General features: G+C 41.0%; 19 protein-coding genes. 15 read left to right on the top strand and 4 right to left on the bottom strand.

Annotation, left to right across the window (positions count from 1 at the left end):
- Window positions 1-36 precede the first annotated feature (36 nt).
- Genes msbA through tcdA form a run of 6 tightly spaced genes read left to right on the top strand, consistent with a single transcriptional unit; the run spans window position 37 to window position 5,169 of the window.
- The gene (gene msbA, locus QL986_RS01160) at window positions 37-1,782 is read left to right on the top strand and encodes a lipid A export permease/ATP-binding protein MsbA (RefSeq protein WP_013465021.1); all 1,746 of its coding nucleotides are present in this window, start codon (window positions 37-39) and stop codon (window positions 1,780-1,782) included.
- Window positions 1,779-2,759, top strand: coding sequence for a tetraacyldisaccharide 4'-kinase (gene lpxK / locus QL986_RS01155; RefSeq protein WP_058154680.1), 981 nt, complete (start codon window positions 1,779-1,781; stop codon window positions 2,757-2,759). The genes msbA and lpxK overlap by 4 nt, the downstream gene beginning before the upstream one ends.
- Complete coding sequence (locus tag QL986_RS01150) at window positions 2,749-2,946, top strand: Trm112 family protein (protein ID WP_008112074.1); 198 nt, start codon at window positions 2,749-2,751, stop codon at window positions 2,944-2,946. The genes lpxK and QL986_RS01150 overlap by 11 nt, the downstream gene beginning before the upstream one ends.
- A complete protein-coding gene (gene kdsB / locus QL986_RS01145) occupies window positions 2,934-3,698 on the top strand; it encodes a 3-deoxy-manno-octulosonate cytidylyltransferase (RefSeq protein WP_058154678.1) in 765 nt (254 codons plus the stop codon). Before QL986_RS01150 ends, kdsB begins: the two co-directional genes overlap by 13 nt.
- A complete protein-coding gene (locus QL986_RS01140; RefSeq protein WP_058154677.1) occupies window positions 3,691-4,371 on the top strand; it encodes a TIGR01621 family pseudouridine synthase in 681 nt (226 codons plus the stop codon). Before kdsB ends, QL986_RS01140 begins: the two co-directional genes overlap by 8 nt.
- Complete coding sequence (gene tcdA, locus QL986_RS01135) at window positions 4,372-5,169, top strand: tRNA cyclic N6-threonylcarbamoyladenosine(37) synthase TcdA (RefSeq protein ID WP_290191007.1); 798 nt, start codon at window positions 4,372-4,374, stop codon at window positions 5,167-5,169. It begins immediately after the preceding gene.
- A 36-nt stretch (window positions 5,170-5,205) separates the two neighbouring features.
- Here tcdA and QL986_RS01130 read toward each other — a convergent pair whose 3' ends face one another.
- The 3 genes from QL986_RS01130 to QL986_RS01120 form a co-directional block, all read right to left on the bottom strand.
- Window positions 5,206-5,622 (bottom strand): SufE family protein, encoded by a 417-nt coding sequence (locus QL986_RS01130; protein ID WP_024603040.1) that lies wholly within the window; start codon window positions 5,620-5,622, stop codon window positions 5,206-5,208.
- Window positions 5,623-5,634: 12 nt separating this feature from the next.
- Window positions 5,635-6,861 (bottom strand): SufS family cysteine desulfurase, encoded by a 1,227-nt coding sequence (locus QL986_RS01125; RefSeq protein WP_290191006.1) that lies wholly within the window; start codon window positions 6,859-6,861, stop codon window positions 5,635-5,637.
- Window positions 6,862-6,972: 111 nt separating this feature from the next.
- On the bottom strand, window positions 6,973-8,259 hold the full coding sequence (locus tag QL986_RS01120) for a citrate synthase (protein ID WP_013465014.1): 1,287 nt from the start codon (window positions 8,257-8,259) through the stop codon (window positions 6,973-6,975).
- 406 nt (window positions 8,260-8,665) lie between these two features.
- On the opposite strand from QL986_RS01120, the gene sdhC reads away from it, so the two are divergent.
- From sdhC to sucD, 8 genes are all read left to right on the top strand, one after another.
- A complete protein-coding gene (gene sdhC, locus QL986_RS01115) occupies window positions 8,666-9,043 on the top strand; it encodes a succinate dehydrogenase, cytochrome b556 subunit (RefSeq protein WP_076916082.1) in 378 nt (125 codons plus the stop codon).
- Window positions 9,034-9,381, top strand: a complete 348-nt coding sequence (sdhD, locus tag QL986_RS01110; protein WP_290191005.1) for a succinate dehydrogenase, hydrophobic membrane anchor protein — start codon at window positions 9,034-9,036, stop codon at window positions 9,379-9,381. Before sdhC ends, sdhD begins: the two co-directional genes overlap by 10 nt.
- Entirely contained in the window at window positions 9,382-11,154 is a 1,773-nt protein-coding gene (gene sdhA / locus QL986_RS01105; protein WP_013465011.1) for a succinate dehydrogenase flavoprotein subunit, read from the top strand.
- Between the two features lie 10 nt (window positions 11,155-11,164).
- Window positions 11,165-11,881 carry a succinate dehydrogenase iron-sulfur subunit gene (locus QL986_RS01100; RefSeq protein WP_008112091.1) on the top strand — a complete coding sequence of 239 codons (717 nt, stop codon included), beginning with the start codon at window positions 11,165-11,167 and terminating at the stop codon, window positions 11,879-11,881.
- Window positions 11,882-11,968: 87 nt separating this feature from the next.
- Window positions 11,969-14,788, top strand: coding sequence for a 2-oxoglutarate dehydrogenase E1 component (gene sucA, locus QL986_RS01095; protein WP_064662497.1), 2,820 nt, complete (start codon window positions 11,969-11,971; stop codon window positions 14,786-14,788).
- A 3-nt stretch (window positions 14,789-14,791) separates the two neighbouring features.
- Window positions 14,792-16,309 carry a 2-oxoglutarate dehydrogenase complex dihydrolipoyllysine-residue succinyltransferase gene (gene odhB / locus QL986_RS01090; protein WP_290191004.1) on the top strand — a complete coding sequence of 506 codons (1,518 nt, stop codon included), beginning with the start codon at window positions 14,792-14,794 and terminating at the stop codon, window positions 16,307-16,309.
- A 175-nt stretch (window positions 16,310-16,484) separates the two neighbouring features.
- Window positions 16,485-17,651 (top strand): ADP-forming succinate--CoA ligase subunit beta, encoded by a 1,167-nt coding sequence (gene sucC, locus QL986_RS01085; RefSeq protein WP_008464053.1) that lies wholly within the window; start codon window positions 16,485-16,487, stop codon window positions 17,649-17,651.
- Window positions 17,651-18,523: a succinate--CoA ligase subunit alpha gene (sucD, locus tag QL986_RS01080; RefSeq protein ID WP_024603036.1), complete on the top strand. Its 873-nt coding sequence runs from the start codon at window positions 17,651-17,653 to the stop codon at window positions 18,521-18,523. The genes sucC and sucD overlap by 1 nt, the downstream gene beginning before the upstream one ends.
- A 77-nt stretch (window positions 18,524-18,600) precedes the next feature.
- Here sucD and QL986_RS01075 read toward each other — a convergent pair whose 3' ends face one another.
- The gene (locus tag QL986_RS01075; RefSeq protein WP_128583832.1) at window positions 18,601-19,671 is read right to left on the bottom strand and encodes a DUF3083 family protein; all 1,071 of its coding nucleotides are present in this window, start codon (window positions 19,669-19,671) and stop codon (window positions 18,601-18,603) included.
- A gap of 214 nt (window positions 19,672-19,885) precedes the next feature.
- Between QL986_RS01075 and glnS the strand changes: the two genes are divergently transcribed.
- Entirely contained in the window at window positions 19,886-21,550 is a 1,665-nt protein-coding gene (glnS, locus tag QL986_RS01070) for a glutamine--tRNA ligase (RefSeq protein ID WP_128583830.1), read from the top strand.
- The last annotated feature ends 42 nt before the right edge of the window (window positions 21,551-21,592 follow it).

Raw genomic sequence — 21,592 nt, 5'->3', positions numbered from 1 at the left:
ATACAATAGAGGCTGTCAGTGGTTTTAGAGAGTGTTATGGATCAAAGTACTACACAAATTTATAAACGGCTTGTTTCTTACGTTGGTGCCTATAAGTCGGTTGCCATCGTCGCAATTATTGGAATGATAGGTTATTCAGGTATGGATGCATTATTCATCCAACTGATGAAGCCGTTTATCGATGAAGGTTTAAATGAGCGTAATAGTCAGGTACTTACTTATGCGCCATTTGTGGTTATTGCGTTGGTGATCGGGCGTGGCGTATTTAATTTTATGTCATCGTACTGTTTAAGCTATGTTGGTTCGCAGGTAGTGCGTGCGCTTCGCCAAGAACTATTTGAGCATATATTACATTTGCCAGTATCGTTTCATGATAAAAACTCGACTGGCGACCTTATTTCAAAAATTACCTTTGATACAGAGCAAGTACAGCAAGCGATTACCAAAGCACTGCTTATTGTAGTTCGTGAAGGCGCTTTTGTGGTGTTTTTACTTGCAGTTATGTTTTATACCAGCTGGCAATTATCGTTAATCTTTTTAGTTATTATTCCATTAGTGGCTATTATAGTGGCGGTGGTATCTAAACGTTTTCGTCATATATCTAAAAATATTCAGTCTGCGATGGGGCAAGTTACCCGCAGCTCAGAGCAAATGCTCAGTGGTCACAAAGTGATCCACGGCTTTGGTGGTCAAACTCAAGAAATCGATCAATTTTCTAAAATTAATAATCATAATCGCCAGCAACGTATCAAAATGGATGCGACTAAGGCGTTAAGTGTCTCTATCATTCAAATTTTAGCCGCCAGTGCAATGGCCGTTATTTTATGGGTGGTGTCTATGCCCTCAATGATAGACAGTATTAGCTCTGGGGATTTTGTTGTGCTCATTTCTTCGATGATGATGTTACTACGCCCGTTAAAACAGCTTGCCAATGTGAACAGCGATTTACAACGCGGTATTTCAGCTGCGCAGAGTGTATTTTTAGTGCTAGATGAAGAAATAGAAAAGGACACAGGCACCTTATCGGTTGATAAAGTTAAAGGTCATATTGAGGTAAAAAATGTCACCTTTAAATACCCAACCAAAGACGAGCCGGTATTAAATAATTTGTCTATGACTATTAAAGCGGGCGAGAGCATTGCGCTTGTTGGCCGCTCAGGCTCGGGTAAATCCACCATATCAAACTTATTACCTCGCTATTATGATTTAGAAGCGCCCAGTGAAATATTACTGGATGGTATTGCTTTAAATGAATATAAGCTCACCGATTTACGTCGTCAATTTGCTTTAGTATCGCAGCAAGTGGTGCTTTTTAATGACACGATTGCAAATAATATTTGTTATGGCCTCCAACGCGATGTATCGATGGAAGAGCTTCATGCTGTGGCTAAACAAGCTCATGTGTGGGAGTTTGTTAAAGATTTACCGGAGCAACTTAACACTATGGTTGGTGAGAATGGAGTGATGCTTTCAGGTGGTCAGCGTCAACGTATCGCGATTGCTCGCGCAATATTAAAAGATGCACCAATTTTAATTTTAGATGAAGCGACCTCGGCGCTGGATACTGAATCAGAAAAACTCATTCAACATGCCCTCGATACATTAATGAAAGACAAAACGTCTATTGTAATTGCGCATAGGTTATCGACTATTGAAAATAGTGACCGCATTTATGTAATAGACAGTGGTCAAGTTATTGAAAGTGGTACCCATACGGATTTACTTGCTAACGATGGCACTTATTCTGCGTTATGCAAAATGCAGTTTGGTGAGCAAGGGTGAGTAAAATAGAGCAAAGCTGGTATAAACCTTTTAGCTTAATTACGTTATTGCTATTACCACTGTCCGCTATTTTTGGCTGTATTTCTTTGCTGCGTAGATATTGCTATAAGTTCGGCATTTTTAAATCGTTTATCAGCAAAACACCGGTTATTGTGGTTGGTAATATAAGCGTTGGCGGTAATGGTAAAACGCCATTTGTATTGTGGCTTTATGATTATTTAACTGCTAAAGGCTTATCTGTTGGTTTAATTAGTCGAGGTTACGGCGGGCAAGCAACTCATTACCCGTTATTGGTTACTGCACAAACGACTACACGAGAGGCTGGGGATGAGCCGGTGCTTTTATTTAATCGTTTACAGTGCCCATTAGTGGTTGGCCCTAATAGGCAACACAATATAGAAAAGCTCAACGCAAACTTTAAGCTTGATGTGATCATTTCTGATGATGGCATGCAGCATTACAAAATGGCACGCAGCATAGAATGTTGTATTGTTGATAGCGAAAGAAAATTTGGTAATGGTTTGCTAATGCCCGCAGGGCCACTGCGCGAAACCGTCTCTCGATTAAAGAGCGTAGACGTAGTAATTGAAAATGGCTCTGAGGATGAGTTTAGTTATCGCTTGCAGCCATCGGTTATTAAACGCGTTGCCGATAACACGGATATAGCGACGCCTTTAAAGGCTGCGCATGCGGTGAGTGCTATTGGTAACCCAGGTCGTTTTGAGGCTTCACTGCAAGCACAAGGTATTAAATTACTGTCTACACATCATTTTCGCGATCATTATGCTTATAGCGCTGATGATTTCGCTCAATTTGGCGATGACTGTGTATTAATGACAGAAAAAGATGCGGTTAAATGCCGTGATTTTGCAAAGCCTAATTGGTATTACCTGCCTGTTGATGCTCAACCAACAGCGGCGGTAATAAACACATTAAATTTACTATTAAAAGAAAAAGGGATCCATCATGGCCTTTGATACGAAGTTACTCGAAATTATTGCTTGCCCCGTGTGTAAAGGTAAGTTGCGCTTTGATAAAGAAAACCAAGAGCTGATCAGTACAGCTGCAAAGCTTGCTTATCCTGTACGCGATGATATTCCGGTATTACTTGAAAATGAAGCCCGAGAATTGTCTCTTGAAGAGGTAGAAAAGTGGAATTCGTAGTTGTTATTCCTGCGCGTTACGCTTCTACTCGTTTGCCAGGTAAACCACTTGCTGATATTTGTGGCAAGCCAATGATCCAACATGTCTATGAAAAAGCGTGTTTGTCGGGAGCGAGTAAAGTGGTTATTGCCACCGATCATCAAAAAGTATTTGATGCGGCTAAACACTTTACCAATGATGTATTGATGACTCGAGAAGATCATCAATCAGGGACTGAACGGTTAGCAGAAGTCGTTGATTTACTAAACTTATCAGAAGATACTATCGTAGTTAATGTGCAGGGCGATGAACCGTTATTATCCCCTGATAACGTGTCACAAGTGGCTACATTATTAGCGCAATCAACCGCGCCAATGGCAACCCTCAGTGTTGCCATTGAAGAGCGTGATGAGGTGTTTAACCCTAATGCGGTTAAAGTGGTCAGCGATATCAATAAAAATGCCTTATATTTTTCAAGAGCCAGCATTCCATTTGATAGAAGTGCCATGATGGCTGAGCAGCAACCACTTAACTTAGCGCCTTTTCAACGCCATGTGGGTATTTACGCGTATCGCGCTGGCTTTATAAAGCAATATATTCAATTATCGGTATCACCATTAGAAGTTTTAGAATCACTAGAGCAGCTAAGGGTGCTTTACCATGGCTATGCGATTAAAATAGAGCAAGCGGTGGTGACCCCTCATGCTGGGGTTGATACACCAGAGGATTTAGCTAAAGTCGTTGCGCATATTCAAAGTAAAGCGCGTGAATAAAGCAGATACGCCTGTGTTAAAGGTGCAATACACGCACGATGATTTTTATATTATAACTAAACCTGCAGGGCTTAATTTTCATTCAGAAGAAAGCCCTGGTTTTGTGTTTCTTGCTGAGCAACAACTAAACGAAAAATTGTTTGCGGTTCACCGTCTAGACAAAGTGACTTCAGGGCTGATCATATTAGCGCGGCATAAAGACGCTGCGGCAAAGTTTACCCAGATGTTTACTGAGCATACTATTAATAAATTTTATTTAGCTGTAAGTGATTCTAAGCCTAAAAAAAAGCAAGGTTGGGTTAAAGGAGACATGGCGAAGTCACGTCGGGGTACTTTTAAACTATTAAACTCGCAAATAAATCCCGCTATAACGCGGTTTTATTCATTTAGTTTTAAAAGTGGTTTTAGAGCTTACCTATTAAAACCCTATTCGGGTAAAACCCATCAGCTCAGAGTTGCTTTAAAGAGTTTGGGTGCCCCCATAATGGGTGATGCGAGTTATGCAGGCAGCCCTGCAGAGCGTACCTATTTACATGCATTTGCGCTGGATTTTTTATGGAAAGGGCAAAAAATACAACATACCCTGTTGCCAGAATCTGGTGAAGAGTATGCGCAATTGATAAAACATCAAGATTTTAATTCTTGGCAAACGCCGTGGAAACTGGATTGGTAAATGAGTGAACAAGTAACTGATATCCGCTTTGGTGGTATTAAACGACTGTATGGTCAACAGCAATTTGAGTGGTTACAGCAAGCACATTTTTGTATTGTGGGTATTGGTGGTGTAGGCAGTTGGACTGCTGAAGCACTAGCGCGTACCGGCGTAGGTAAAATTACCTTAATTGATTTAGATGATATTTGTGCAACTAATGTAAATCGTCAAATTCATGCCTTAACAGGCACAATAGGGGAAGCTAAAGTTGATGCGATGAAAACTCGCTGCAAGCTTATCAACCCTGAGTGTGTGGTGAATGTGATTGATGACTTTATTAGCCTTGATAATATTCAAGAACATATTCAAGGTTTTGATTATGTAATAGATTGTATTGATGCGGTTAAAGAAAAAGCGGCGTTAATAGCTCACTGTAAACGTAATAAAATGCCTATAATTACCACAGGCGGTGCAGGTGGTCAAACCGATCCGAGTCAAATTACCTTTGGCGATGTGGCAAAAACCACTCAAGATCCATTACTTGCAAAAGTGCGTTACATTTTGCGTAAACAATATAATTTCAGTTCAAACCCAAAACGTAAATTTAATATTGACTGTGTATATTCCACTGAACAGCTTGTTTACCCAGGTAGTGACGGCAGTGTGTGTCATGCGAAGCAAAATGCTGATGGTAGTATGAACATGGATTGTAATAATGGCTTTGGCTCAGTGACGATGATCACCGGTAGTTTTGGTTTTTTTGTTGCCGCTAAAGCGGTTCGAAAATACTTAGACAAGCGTGCGCGTCTAAATACTTAGATAAAGTGTTTTGGTTTAATAGTATTTAAAAAGCGCTTAAAGCGCTTTTTGTTTGGCCATGGTTTGTATTGTTTCAACCATGGCTTTTACTCCATTACCCCTTGACGCACTCAAATGACTGATTAAGCCAAGCTTTTCAAATTCATCATAAGCATTTACTGCTAACACTTCTTCGGGTGTTAAACCGTTATACAGGGCTAAAATTAACGCCAATAAGCCTTTTACTATGCGAGTATCAGAGTCTCCAATTACAACCAGTGCATTCTCGGTTAGGTCAAACTCAACAAACATCCATACTTTACTCTCACAGCCTGGCACTAACGCATCATCTGTTTTTAATATATCGGCTAAAGGTGGCAGCGTTTTACCGAGTAACATAATTTCACGGTACTTTTGTTGCCAGCTACTACTGCTTTGAATACTTTTAGTTACGAGTTGATATGTGTGTGTCATTATTTATCCAAATTAGTCTAATAAAGCAATGCATTCTTTGAGTGCGGCAATAAATTGGTCTACATCTTTAGTCGTATTATAAAAAGCAAAACTCGCTCTCAGTGAGCCATTTAGGTTTAAATGACTCATTAAAGGTTGGGTACAATGATGACCACTTCGTACAGCAACACCATAGCCGTCAAGTAAAGTTGACAGATCATAAGGATGTTCATTTTTATAATTAAAGCAAAGTGTGCCAATATTCGATTTGAGGTCGCTGTAGATAATAATACCGTCTATTTTGCTCAATGCGTTCGCTGCATAAATAAACAACTGCTGTTCATAGTGCTGTAATATTTGCAGATCAAGCGCCATTAAATACTCAAGTGCAGCGCCAAAACCTAAAACACCGGCTATATTTGGCGTTCCTGCTTCAAATTTAGCCGGTGCATTACGATAAGTACTGTGCGTTAAGGTTACTTTTTCAATCATTTCACCGCCTGTTTGATAAGGCGATAGTGCATTAAGGGCTGTATAACGGCCATATAAACCGCCTAGCCCTGTTGGCCCCACCATTTTATGAGCAGAAAACACGTAAAAATCACAATCGAGCTTTTTTAAATTCGGTCTTAAATGCAGCGCCCCTTGTGCGCCATCGACTAAGGTTAGCGCGCCTACCGCCTTCGCTGAGGCTATTAAGGGGACTAAATCAGTAATATTGCCTAGCGCATTAGAAGCGTGAGTAATAGCCAGTAGTGCAGGGTTGGTGCGCTTAATCACTTCACAACACTGTGCTATATCAAACGTAGCATCTGCGTTAAGTGGTAAAGTTTTTAATGTTGCCCCGGTTTGCGCTGCCAGTTCTTGCCACGGCACGATATTAGCGTGGTGTTCGATTGGGCTAATTAAAATAGTGTCAGCAGCTGTTAATGTATTTCTTAAGCCATGAGCAACTAAGTTAATCGCTTCAGTGGCACCTTTGGTCCAGACAATTTCGCTACTGGTTACCTGAAAATAATCGGCAACGCGTTGACGTACTTGCTCATAAGCCGCTGTAGCTTGCTCACTCAGCGTATGACGTCCGCGGTGAACATTTGCATTCTGTAAGGTGTAAAACTGTGTCGTAGCGTCAATCACGCATTGTGGTTTTTGTGTTGTTGCTGCAGAGTCTAAATAAACCAAAGGGTAGCCATTGATTGTCTGATTTAGAGTAGGAAAGTCATTACGGATTTTTTTAGGATCAAACGAGGACACAGACATAGGCTCATAAAGTTAATCAAGTGGGCAGGAATTGTAATCTGTTTAAGATAATTCTCAAGTAGCAGGTAATAAAAAAGGCCGCAGAGGCGGCCTTTTAAACTAACTTAATGCTTAGCGCTTGTCAGTTGCTTTATAATCACGGTGTGTTTCACCTGTGTAAAGCTGACGTGGACGGCTGATCTTATGACCAGGTTGAGAAAGCATCTCGTCCCAGTGTGAGATCCAACCTACAGTACGTGCCATTGCAAAGATTACAGTGAACATGCTGGTAGGGATGCCGATTGCTTTTAAGATAATACCTGAGTAGAAATCTACATTAGGGTAAAGTTTCTTCTCAACAAAGTACGGGTCTTCAAGTGCAATTTGCTCTAGTTTCATTGCGATATCAAGTAATGGATCTTGAATGTTTAGCTCTGCTAACACTTCATGACATGTTTGACGCATTACTGTTGCACGAGGATCGAAGTTTTTGTAAACACGGTGTCCAAAGCCCATAAGACGGAACGGGTCCGCTTTATCTTTAGCTTTTGCTACGTATTCGTCAATGCGATCAACTGAGCCAATTTCTTCTAACATGTTTAAACATGCTTCGTTAGCACCGCCGTGAGCAGGGCCCCAAAGTGATGCAATACCCGCAGCAATACATGCATAAGGGTTAGCACCAGAAGAACCTGCTAAACGTACTGTAGACGTTGATGCGTTTTGCTCATGGTCAGCATGAAGCATGAAGATTTTATCCATTGCTTTAGCTGTGACAGGGTTTACTTTGTATTCTTCAGCAGGCACAGAGAACATCATGTGTAAGAAGTTTTCTGCATAGCTTAAGTCATTGCGTGGGTATACAAACGGTTGACCGATGTTTGTTTTGTACGCCATTGCTGCAATTGTTGGTAACTTAGCAACTAATTTAATAGCGCTTGTTTTACGTTGAACTGCATCAGTGATATCCAGATCTTCATGGTAGAAAGAAGATAAAGCACCAACCACACCACATAGCATCGCCATTGGGTGAGCGTCAAAACGGAAACCTTGGAAGAAGTTTGCGATTTTTTCATCTAGCATAGTGCTACGAGTGATTTTTGTAGCGAAATCATCGTATTGCTCTTTAGTTGGTAACTCACCATTTAATAGTAAGTAGCATAACTCAACGTAGTTAGAGCTTTCTGCTAACTGTTCGATTGGGTAACCACGGTGTAATAAAACACCCTTGCCACCATCGATGTAAGTGATGGTAGATTCACAAGAACCAGTCGACATGAAACCTGGGTCATAAGTAAAGTGACCATGTGAGCCGAGTGTACGTACGTCAATTACATCTTGGCCAGCAGTACCTTGATAAATTGGAAGTTCGATTGGATCTAGCCCATCAATATGGACCGTGGCTTTCTTATCTGCCATCTATGTATCTCCTATTAAGATAACTATTCTGATTTTTATATTCTAAAATCTATTCTAAGCACATCTTTACATTTTAACGTGAAAGAGGGGTATAAAGTCAATTTTTATAAGTATTATGCACATATGTATAATAAATATTCGGTATAGATTGAATATTATACCATTGGCTAATTCGCAAACGACTCAAAGTAAACAAGAATTGTAAAAGAGTCTCCGGCTATATATACTAACGGAGGTTTTTAACCGATTTGTATTTGGGTAAACTTTTTTTTACATAATAATTTTCATAAAAAGTGAACTTTATTAGTATCAATACGTTTATTTTGATAGTTCCACCAGAAACATTTGGTGGGTTTTAGAAAAACAAGTAGATGAGCCCCACTGCGGGCAAGATGGGCAAGTAACTGTGAAAAAGCAAAGACCTGTAAATCTAGATCTAACAACTATATCTATGCCGGCAACGGCTAAAGCTTCAATTTTTCACCGCGTCACCGGTGTTGCATTATTTTTTGCTTTAACGTTTGTCATTTGGGCTTGGTCAGAGTCTCTTTCTTCAGCTGAAGGTTTTGAATTCGTCAAGAGTCTGTTTAACGGATTCATTGCCAAATTTATAGCTTGGGGCACCCTTTCTGTATTGGGTTATCACCTTATCGGTGGTATCCGTCACATTATTATGGATATGGGTCATTGGGAAGAACTTGAATCAGGCAATACTAGCGCTAAAATTGCGATGGCACTTGGCGTTGTGTTTGCTGTATTGGCAGGGGTGTGGATATGGTCTTAAATCAAGCAACTCTTAAACGTGATGGCGTACAAGATTATGTCTCGTTACGCACAACGGCATTAATAATCAGCGCGTATGCAATCTTTATTATTGGCTATTTTTTAGCAATGCCAGAAGTCACATATGAAGCCTGGACAGGCCTATTCTCAAACCTAGCAATGAAAGGGGCAACGTTAATCACCCTAGTTTGCATTATGGTTCATACCCGTATCGGCCTTTGGCAGGTTCTTACCGACTATGTAAAGAACGCTAAATTGCGTGCTTTTTTAGGCTTTGTACTAAACCTAATGGCTGTTGCTTACGTAGCTGTGGGTTTAATCGTTTTATGGGGTGTTTAAGTGAAATATTCTGTTCGTGAATTTGACGCCGTAGTAATTGGTGCCGGTGGTGCAGGTATGCGCGCTGCCCTTGCTATTACTGAATCTGGCAAAACATGTGCGCTAATCTCTAAAGTTTTCCCGACACGCTCACACACTGTATCTGCTCAAGGCGGTATTACAGTCGCGTTAGGTAACTCTCATGAAGATAACTGGGAATGGCATATGTATGATACCGTGAAAGGTTCCGATTTTATCGGTGACCAAGACGCTATCGAATACATGTGTCAAACTGGCCCAGAAGCTATTACTGAATTAGAAAACATGGGCTTACCATTTTCGCGTTTTGAAAATGGCCGTGTTTACCAACGTCCTTTCGGTGGTCAATCGAAAAACTTTGGTGGTGAACAGGCTGCGCGTACTGCAGCAGCAGCTGACCGTACGGGTCATGCATTATTACACCTTCTTTATCAACAAAACGTTAAAAACAAAACCAATGTATTCTCAGAATGGTATGCACTTGATTTAGTTAAAAACGATAATGGCGATGTAGTAGGCTGTACAGCGATTGAAATTGAAACAGGTGAAATCACCTTCTTCAAATCAAAAGCAGTTGTGTTAGCGACAGGTGGCGCAGGTCGTATTTTCGCATCAACAACCAATGCTCACATTAATACCGGTGACGGTGTTGGTATGGCTGCACGTGCTGGTATTTCTATGCAAGACATGGAAATGTGGCAGTTCCACCCGACAGGTATAGCTGGCGCTGGTACGCTAGTAACTGAAGGTTGTCGTGGTGAAGGTGGTTATCTTTTGAATAAAGATGGCGAACGCTTCATGGAACGTTACGCACCAAATGCTAAAGATTTAGCGTCTCGTGACGTTGTTGCCCGTTCAATGATGACAGAAATTCGTGAAGGTCGTGGTTGTGATGGTCCTTGGGGTCCTCACCTTAAGTTGAAACTTGACCACTTAGGCGAAGAAACGCTTAACTTACGTCTTCCAGGTGTATGTGATCTTGCTAAAACATTTGCTCACGTTGACCCTGCAAAAGAACCGATTCCAGTTATCCCAACATGTCACTACATGATGGGTGGTGTGCCAACAAACGTAAATGGTCAAGTACTTAATATCGATGCTGCTGGCAACGAAAAAGTAGTACAAGGTTTATTTGCTGTTGGTGAGATTGCCTGTGTATCTGTACATGGTGCTAACCGCTTAGGTGGTAACTCATTACTTGATTTAGTTGTATTTGGCCGTGCAGCAGGTAACTTCTTAGGTAAATACCTAAATGACGTTGAAATTTCTAAAGCGGCTTCAGAGTCTGACCTAGAAGCGTCTCTTGCGCGCTTTAACCGTTGGGAAAACTCAACAGCTGGTCAAGGCGAAGACCCAGTTCAAATCAAGAAAGACCTACAACAATGTATGCAGCTTAACTTCTCGGTATTCCGTGAAGGTGACTCAATGGCTACAGGTCTTACTGAACTTAAAGAAATCCGTGAACGTTTACAGCACGCGCGTCTTGATGACAAATCATCAGACTTTAACACCATGCGTATTGAATGTTTAGAACTAGACAACTTAATGGAAACAGCCTACTCAACTGCAGTAGCTGCAAACTTCCGTACTGAAAGCCGTGGCGCACACTCTCGCTTTGACTTCCCAGATCGTGATGACGAAAACTGGTTATGTCACTCAGTATTTAATCCGGTAACGGATGAAATGAGCAAGCGTAAAGTAAACTACGAGCCTAAAACACGTGAAGCTTTCCCACCTAAAGCACGTACCTACTAGGAGCGAGACGATGGCACAAGTACAATTTTCAGTTTATCGTTACAATCCGGATGTTGATAACGCACCTCGTATGCAAGATTACACTTTGCAAACTGAGGAAGGCCAAGACATGATGGTATTGGATGCACTTTTACTATTAAAAGAGCAAGATCCTACACTATCGTTTCGTCGTTCATGCCGTGAAGGCGTGTGTGGTTCAGACGGCGTAAACATGAATGGTAAGAACGGTTTAGCATGTATTACTCCTTTATCTACGCTGCAAAAAAATGGCAAAGGTAAAATCGTAGTGCGTCCATTACCTGGACTTCCTGTTGTTCGAGACCTTGTTATTGACATGAGTCAGTTCTACACTCAATACGAAAAAGTAAAACCGTATCTAATTAATGATGAGCCTGCTGCAGGTGAACGTCTTCAATCTATCGAAGAACGTGATAAATTAGATGGGCTTTACGAGTGTATTTTATGTGCATGTTGTTCTACATCGTGTCCTTCTTTCTGGTGGAATCCAGATAAGTTTATAGGTCCAGCAGGCCTTCTTCATGCTTACCGTTTCTTAGCTGATAGCCGAGACACAGCAACAGAAGAGCGTTTAGCTGACTTAGACGATGCATTCAGTGTGTTCCGTTGCCACAGTATCATGAACTGTGTTAGCGTTTGTCCTAAGGGTCTTAATCCGACCAAAGCAATTGGACAAATAAAATCTATGTTATTAAACCGCTCGGTTTAATTTCTAGTAGACGAAAGATGGCTAATAATTTATTAGCCATCTTGTTATATAACTATTAATTTCTGCGCTAAAAAAAAGGGCTTATAAATGCACGAAGGTGTGATGAAGGCATGGCTAGAATCTTCACATTTAAACGGCGGTAACGTTGCTTATGTTGAAGAGCTTTATGAAGCGTATTTAGACGATGCGACTTCGGTGCCAGAAGAATGGCGAGAAGTGTTCGAACAGTTACCAAAAGTAGATGGTGTGGATGTTGAAGTAAAACATTCAGAAGTTCGTTCACAATTTGCGGCGCTTGCTAAAAACAAGCATAGAGAAGTAGTGGTAGCAGAGGGCAGTGGTGGCGACCTTAAACAGGTTAAAGTACTGCAACTTATTAATGCTTTCCGTTTTCGTGGACACCAAAATGCAAACCTAGATCCACTAGGTATTTGGCAACGAGAGCGTGTACGAGATTTAGAGCTAGAGTACCACGACTTATCGGATGCTGACTTTGACCGCGAATTTAACGTAGGATCGTTTGCCGTTGGCCGCGATACTATGCCTTTAGGTGAGTTATACCAAGCACTAAAAACCACTTACTGTGGTTCTATTGGCGCCGAGTATATGCACATCACATCAACAGAAGAAAAGCGTTGGTTACAACAGCGTTTAGAGTCTGTTCAGTCTAGGCCAAAATTTGATAAAAATGAAAAGCTACGAATCCTCAAGGGATTAACAGCGGCTGATGGTCTTGAAAAATATTTAGGGGCTAAGTTCCCGGGTGCTAAGCGTTTCTCACTTGAAGGTGGCGATGCGTTAGTGCCAATGTTAAAAGAGCTTATTCACCGTGCCGGTGAAAGTGGCCAAAAAGAAGCCGTTATTGGTATGGCCCACCGTGGTCGCTTAAATGTTCTTGTTAATGTGCTAGGCAAAAATCCATCAGAACTTTTTGATGAGTTTGCTGGCAAGCACAAAGAAACGTTAAGCTCAGGTGATGTTAAATACCACATGGGTTATTCATCAGATTTCGCGACTAAAGGTGGCAACGTGCACATGGCACTTGCGTTTAACCCGTCGCATTTAGAAATCGTAAATCCGGTGGTTATGGGCTCTGTGCGTGCACGTCTTGATCGTCTTAATGACAAAACAGGCAGCAAAGCACTTCCAATCACTATCCACGGCGACTCAGCAATTGCAGGTCAGGGTGTTGTTCAAGAAACGTTTAACTTATCGCAAACTAATGCATTTAGTTGTGGCGGTAGTATCCGTATTGTTGTTAATAACCAAGTTGGTTTTACAACAAGTAAAAAAGACGATGTACGCTCAACTGATTACTGTACTGATATCGCAAAAATGGTTCAATCGCCAATTTTCCACGTAAACTCTGATGATCCTGAAGCTGTTGCTTTTGTAACGCAACTCGCGCTTGATTTTAGAAATCAGTTTAAACGTGACGTTGTGATTGACCTTGTTTGTTACCGTCGCCATGGTCATAACGAAGCTGATGAGCCTAACGCTACACAGCCAATTATGTACCAAAAAATTAAAAAACACCCAGTACCTCGTTTAATCTACGCGGATCAGCTGATTTCTGAAGGTTCTTTCACAGAAGATGAAGTGAAAGCGCTTGCTGATGATTACCGTAATGGTTTAGACGATGGCAACTGTGTTGTTGAAGAAATACAGCCAGAAACATCACACTCTTCAGATTGGGCTAAGTATGTAGGCCATGAATGGAGTGTTGATTACGATGCTAGCGTTTCGGTAGAAAAGCTTAAAGAACTTGGTAACATAGTTGCAAGTTACCCAGAAGAGTACAAAGCACAATCTCGTGTTAAAAAAATATACGATGATCGTAAAGCAATGGCTGCTGGCGAAAAACCACTTGATTGGGGTATGGCAGAAACTTTAGCGTATGCAACTATTGCAGCTGAAGGCACTGATATTCGTCTAACTGGACAAGATTCAGGCCGTGGTACCTTCTTCCACCGTCATGCGGTTGTTCATAGTCAAAAAGATGGTGCAACGTATTTACCATTACAGAACCTTAGTGAAGATCAAGGTACGTTTGAAGTGTTCGACTCAGTACTGTCTGAAGAAGCGGTATTAGCATTTGAATATGGTTATGCAACTGCAGAGCCGACTTCATTAGTATTGTGGGAAGCACAATTTGGTGATTTCGCTAATGGTGCACAGGTGGTATTTGACCAGTTCTTAAGTTCAGGTGAGCAAAAGTGGGGTCGCTTATGTGGCTTAACGTGTTTGTTACCTCATGGCTATGAAGGTCAGGGTCCAGAGCACAGCTCGGCTCGTCTAGAACGCTTTTTACAGCTTTGTGCTGATCACAACATGCAAGTATGTGTGCCATCAACACCGGCGCAAGTGTACGCAATGTTACGTCGTCAATCAGTTAGACCACTGCGTCGTCCATTGATTGTAATGACACCGAAATCGTTATTACGTCATCCATTAGCAACATCGACACTTGAAGAGTTATCTGAAGGTGTGTTCCACAATATCATTGATGAAATTGATGAGATTGATGCTAAGAAAGTAGAACGTGTTGTATTTTGTAGCGGCAAAGTTTACTACGAACTATTACAAGAGCGTCGTAAACTTGAGCAAGACAATATTGCAATTGTTCGTGTTGAGCAGCTTTACCCGTTCCCACATGACGAAATGAAAGCAATTATTGAACGTTACCAACACGTTACTGATTTTGTGTGGTGTCAGGAAGAGCCGCAAAACCAAGGCGCTTGGTACTGTTCACAACATCACTTTGTTGATGCAATTCCACAAGGTGCAAAATTGAAATATGCAGGCCGTAAGGCATCAGCATCTCCTGCATGTGGATATATGTCAGTACATACTAAAGAACAACAAGCGCTCGTTGCCGACGCGCTTACTATAGAAAAGAAAGGATAAGCAATGAGCACAGAAATTAAAGTTCCTGTTCTTCCTGAGTCGGTTGCAGATGCTTCCGTTGCTACATGGCATGTAAGTGTTGGCGACAGAGTAAGCCGTGACCAAAACTTAGTAGATATTGAAACAGACAAAGTGGTTTTAGAAGTGGTTGCACAAAATGACGGTGTGATCACTGAAATTTCACAAGAAGAAGGTGCTACGGTACTTGGTGACCAAGTGATCGGTTTAATTGGTGATGCGCAAGAAGCATCACCAAGTAAAGAGCCAAAAGAAGATAGCTCAGCATCAGAAAAATCAGAAGACGCGCCGGCGGCGCAATCAGCACCAGCATCAGAAGGTAAAGAAGTGGATATTAAAGTACCTGTACTTCCAGAATCAGTTGCAGATGCAACAATTGCTACTTGGCATGTTCAACCAGGTGACGCGGTAACACGCGACCAAAACTTGGTTGATATTGAAACAGATAAAGTTGTACTTGAAGTGGTTGCCCAAGAAGACGGCGTTATGGGTGAAATCATTCATGACGAAGGCGATACTGTTCTTGGTGAGCAAGTAATTGGTAAAGTAAAAGCAGGCGCTGCACCCGCTAAATCTGACGCAAAAGCGGATGCACCAGCAGCCAAAGAAGAAAGCTCAAGCGACAGTTCAGATGTGTTAACGCCATCAGTTCGTCGTTTAATTGCTGAGAAAGGCCTTGATGCATCAAAAATCAAAGGTTCAGGTAAAAATGGTCGTGTGACTAAAGAAGATGTTGATCAATTCTTGAAATCACCTGCGCCAGCAGCAAAAGCAGAAGCAGCGCCAGCAGCACCTATGGGTGACCGCACGCAAAAACGTGTGCCTATGACACGTTTACGTAAAACCATTGCGAATCGTCTTCTTGAAGCGAAAAACTCAACTGCAATGTTAACTACATTTAACGAAGTTAACATGAAGCCAATCATGGATCTTCGTAAGCAGTACCAAGAAGTATTTGAAAAGCGCCACGGTATCCGTTTAGGTTTCATGTCTTTCTACGTGAAAGCAGTGACTGAAGCGTTAAAGCGTTTCCCAGATGTAAATGCATCAATTGACGGCGATGATATTGTTTACCACAACTATTTCGACATCAGCATTGCTGTTTCTACACCTCGTGGCTTAGTAACACCTGTACTTAAAGACTGTGACAAGCTATCTGTTGCAGAAATCGAAAAGGGTATTCGTGAGCTAGCGCTTAAAGGTCGTGATGGTAAGCTAACGCTTGACGATATGACCGGCGGTAACTTCACTATCACCAACGGTGGTGTATTCGGTTCGTTACTATCTACTCCAATTATTAACTTACCGCAGTCTTCAATTTTGGGTATGCACAAAATCCAAGATCGTCCAATGGCTGTAAACGGTAAAGTTGAAATCTTACCTATGATGTACTTAGCGTTATCTTACGATCACCGCCAAATCGATGGTAAAGAATCAGTTGGTTTCTTAGTAACAATTAAAGAGTTACTTGAAGATCCAACACGTTTACTGCTGGATGTTTAATTAAGTAGTATGAAATATAAGCTGTGAGTTAAAATCACAGCTTTTTTTTGTGCCTATGGTCATACTGGGGTTTTCATGTAGCGCCATGAGATCTATACTAGGCACGCAATTTGGGATAGTTGTTTATTTGCATAAATATTCAACTCTTTTAATATAAAAAATTGGATAAAGCATCATGAATTTGCATGAGTATCAGGCAAAACAACTTTTTGCCGAATATGGTTTACCAGTTTCTCAAGGTTTCGCTTGCGATACACCTGAAGAAGCTGCAGCAGCTGCTGAAAAGATTGGCGGCGATATGTGGGTTGTTAAAACTCAGGTTCACGCAGGTGGACGTGGTAAAGCTGGCGGTGTAAAGCTAGTTAAAACTATCGACGAAGTTAAAGCGTTTGCAGCTAACTGGTTAGGTAAAAACCTAGTTACTTACCAAACAGACGAGAAAGGCCAGCCAGTTGCTAAAATTTTAGTAGAAAGCTGTACTGACATCGCTAACGAACTGTACCTAGGTGCTGTTGTTGACCGTGCTTCTCGTAAAGTTGTGTTCATGGCGTCTACTGAAGGCGGCGTTGAAATTGAAACTGTTGCTGAAGAAACACCAGAACTTATCCACAAAGCTGAGATCGATCCATTAGTAGGTCCTCAAGCTTACCAAGCACGTGAGCTTGGTTTTAAATTGGGTCTTAACCCAACGCAAATGAAACAGTTTGTTAAGATCTTCATGGGTCTTGGTAATATGTTCAACGATTTCGATTTCGCATTACTTGAAATCAACCCGCTAGTAATCACAGATGAAGGTAACCTTCACTGTCTAGATGGTAAAATCGGTATCGATGGTAATGCACTTTACCGTCAACCTAAAATCCGTGAAATGCACGATCCATCTCAAGAAGATGCGCGTGAAGCTCACGCAGCAAGCTTCGAGCTTAACTATGTAGCCCTTGATGGTAACGTAGGTTGTATGGTTAACGGTGCAGGCCTAGCAATGGGTACTATGGACATCGTAAACCTACACGGTGGCAAGCCAGCTAACTTCCTAGATGTTGGTGGCGGCGCAACGAAAGAACGTGTATCTGAAGCATTCAAAATTATCCTTTCAGATGACAACGTTAAAGCTGTTTTAGTTAACATCTTCGGCGGTATCGTTCGTTGTGACATGATTGCAGAAGGCATCATTGGCGCAGTTAAAGAAGTAGGTGTAACAGTACCAGTAGTTGTACGTTTAGAAGGTACTAATGCTGAACTAGGTCGTGAAGTACTTGCTAAGTCTGATCTAAACATCATCGCTGCTGAATCATTAACAGACGCGGCTGAAAAAGTTGTTGCTGCTGCGGAGGGCAAATAATGTCTGTATTAATCAATAAAGATACAAAAGTTATCTGTCAAGGTTTCACTGGTGGTCAAGGTACTTTCCACTCAGAGCAAGCGCTTGAGTACGGTACACAAATGGTTGGTGGTGTAAGCCCAGGTAAAGGCGGTCAAACGCACCTTGGTCTTCCAGTATTTAACACAGTACGTGACGCTGTAGAAGCAACTGGCGCAACTGCATCAGTTATCTACGTACCAGCACCTTTTTGTAAAGATGCAATCTTAGAAGCAATCGATGCGGGCATCGAGCTAATTGTTTGTATTACTGAAGGTATTCCTACACTTGATATGGTTGACGTTAAAGTTAAACTAGATCAAACAGGTACACGTATGATCGGTCCTAACTGTCCAGGTGTTATCACTCCTGGTGAGACTAAGATTGGTATCATGCCTGGTCACATCCACAAGCCTGGTAAAGTAGGTATTGTTTCACGCTCTGGTACTTTAACGTACGAAGCAGTTAAACAAACTACAGATGCTGGTTTTGGTCAGTCTACGTGTGTTGGTATTGGTGGCGACCCAATCCCAGGTACTAACTTTATCGACGTTTTAGAAATGTTCGAAAAAGACGACCAAACTGAAGCAATCGTAATGATTGGTGAAATTGGTGGTACTGCAGAAGAAGAAGCTGCAGAGTACATCAAAGCTAACGTAACTAAACCTGTTGTTTCTTACATTGCTGGTGTTACTGCACCAGAAGGTAAGCGTATGGGTCACGCTGGCGCAATCATCGCAGGCGGTAAAGGTACTGCTGATGAGAAATTTGCTGCATTAGAAGCTGCGGGCGTAAAAACTGTACGTTCACTGGCTGATATCGGTAAAGCACTTAAAGAAAAAACAGGCTGGTAATCAGCGGTTATTCTTTAAAAAAGGCTCGCAATTGCGAGCCTTTTTTTATGTATGGCTAGAGCGTATTGCCCTTAATCTTAAAACGGGTAACTAATATGTTGAAAAAATCGCAGAGATAAATCTTGGCGCTGCTTATTAATTGCTAATTCATCACAGAATGCATGAACGGTTTTCTCTACTTGATTCATAAAGCGACCATAGCCAATCTCATGTTTATTATGCGCGGCGGCAACAATCACAAAATGCAGCGTCTCTACGAGTTTATTTTCATCAAAAAATACTTTCATTTGTGGCGCTGAATCTTCTATATCAAAACTAATTTTTTGTAACTCACCATTTCCCTCATTTCTATCTACTTCACTATTACGAATTATTGGCATTGCCCCATTGGCAACCATCGCTGCATGGGTGAGTCTATTATCTTCACAAAGTTGACTAAATAACTGCAAAAAGTGGTTATAAAACGGTTTATAAGTATGGCTATTAATTTGTGTTTGAAATTGCGTTTTAATATTACGTGACACGGGAATAGAGAAGGTGACGTAAGTCATTTCAGCATGGCTACTAGGTATTGCGCATTGTCTGGATTGATAACGAGGATATAAACTTCTTAGTTTATATCCATAGCTTTCTTTATTACCTTTTTCTTTAGCGAATAAATCATAGGTTAAATGTTGATGATCGCGCAGCTTAAAGCTTGGCTGGTCTAAGAATAACTGATCTTGTAAATGACTCAATACTTTTTGTACATTGGTATGAAATTGCGCAGAGTAGGCACGTATATCTTCACCAGTAGCTAAAAACAATAGGCGTATTTTTTTACTTTGCTGATTTTCTGTGTGATGAAGTTTATGCGCTTCATGGTAACGAGGGTTATAAAAAAACAACATTTGCTTATCGGTTTCAAGTTGGTAAGACTCATCATGAAATCTCACCACGGGGAGTTTATCATTTGCGAGTAAATGGACATTATGCAGTTCATATTCATCACATGATGCAAATAACTGACGCGCAATTCGTTCATAGCAAGCATTAATATTACTGAAGTTTTTATAAAAATCTTCATTAGGTGTAATTTCGGCTAATAAGTAATGATTTGCACGTGCATTACTTGGAATATATATGCGGTGTTGATTTAATGAGGCCATCTTCGTTCCTTTAAGTTGGGGTTATTCGTTTACTATAAATCGCTTTAATGACTTTAATATTGCGCTAAAACAAATTTTGCTCATAAACTACCCCTTATCTAACAAACTTTGGTAATAACTGCATAAACCCGCATCTATTACTGTATGTTAAGGTTGGTTTTTGTAATAATGCAGTAGTTTTGTTATCACGCAATATACAGAGGTTTATAATCCTATGGCGGAAATCGAGAATCGCCCAAATAACTTTATTAGAACCCGAATTGATGAAGATTTAGCAAGTGGAAAACATGCCACAACGCATACCCGTTTTCCACCTGAACCTAATGGCTTTTTACATATTGGCCATGCAAAATCAATTTGCTTAAATTTTGGTATCGCCAAAGACTATAACGGTTTATGTAACCTTCGTTTTGACGATACAAACCCAGAAAAAGAAGATATTAACTACGTTAATTCAATTAAAGAAGACGTACAGTGGTTAGGGTTTAATTGGGATGGTGAGATTAAGTATTCGTCAAACTATTTTGATCTGCTTTATGGTTATGCGGTAGAGCTTATTAATAAAGGCTTAGCGTATGTTTGTTTCTTAACTGCAGATCAAGCTCGCGAATACCGTGGTACATTAAAAGAGCCTGGTAAAAACAGCCCATACCGCGAAACATCACCTGAAGAAAACCTCGCATTATTTGAAAAAATGCGTAACGGTGAATTTAAAGAAGGTGAATGTGTCCTTCGCGCTAAAATAGATATGGCCAGCTCATTTATGGTGCTGCGCGATCCAATTATATACCGTATACGTTTTGCTAATCATCATCAAACAGCGGATAAGTGGTGCATTTACCCAATGTACGACTTCACGCATTGTATTTCTGATGCACTTGAAGGCATTACTCATTCATTATGTACGCTAGAGTTCCAAGATAACCGTCGTTTATATGACTGGGTATTGGATAACATCAGCCTTGAATGTCACCCGCAACAAATTGAGTTTTCACGTTTAAACCTTGAATACACAATTATGTCAAAGCGTAAGCTTAATGACTTAGTGGTTAATAAGCACGTAGAAGGGTGGGATGATCCGCGTATGCCAACCATTGCGGGTCTTCGTCGTCGTGGTTATACACCGGCATCTGTTCGTGAATTTTGTCAGCGTATCGGTATTACCAAGCAAGAAAACATGGTTGAAATGGGTATGCTTGAAGCGTGTATCCGTGATGACTTAAACGAAAATGCTCCGCGTGCAATGGCTGTACTTGATCCAGTGAAAATTGTGATTGAGAATTATGAAGCCGATAAAGTAGAAACGCTTTCTGTGGCTAATCACCCAAATAAAGAAGAAATGGGTCGCCGTGAAGTGCCTTTCACGCGTGAAATTTTTATCGAACGCGAAGATTTCCGTGAAGAAGCGAACAATAAGTTTAAACGTTTAGTGCTTGATAAAGAAGTACGCTTACGTGGTGCTTATGTGATTAAGGCAGAGCGTGTTGAAAAAGACGACAATGGTGAAATTACCACTATTTACTGTACTTACGATCCTGAAACATTGGGTAAAAATCCAAGCGATGGTCGTAAAGTAAAAGGGGTTATTCATTGGGTATCTGCGCCTGAGTCAGTGACAGCTGAAGTACGTTTATATGACCGTTTATTCAGTGTGCCTAACCCTGCAGCCGCAGAGGACTTTGAAAGCACGTTAAACCCAGACTCATTAGTGGTTATTTCTAATGCTAAACTTGAACCTTCATTGGCTAATTCTGTACCTGCACAAGGTTTTCAGTTTGAGCGTACCGGTTATTTCTCACGTGATACTAAATCAGAAAACGTGGTATTTAACCAAACGGTTGGCTTACGTGATTCGTGGGCTAAAATAGAGCACAAATAATACTGCTCTATTTTTTAGTTATAAAAAAACCTGCTTAATCGC

The organism is Pseudoalteromonas sp. APC 3250 (assembly GCF_030407915.1).
Classification (GTDB): Bacteria; Pseudomonadota; Gammaproteobacteria; order Enterobacterales; family Alteromonadaceae; genus Pseudoalteromonas; species Pseudoalteromonas tetraodonis.
The sequence above is the reverse complement of the archived record's forward strand: the minus strand, read 5'-3'. Positions and strand labels throughout refer to the sequence as shown.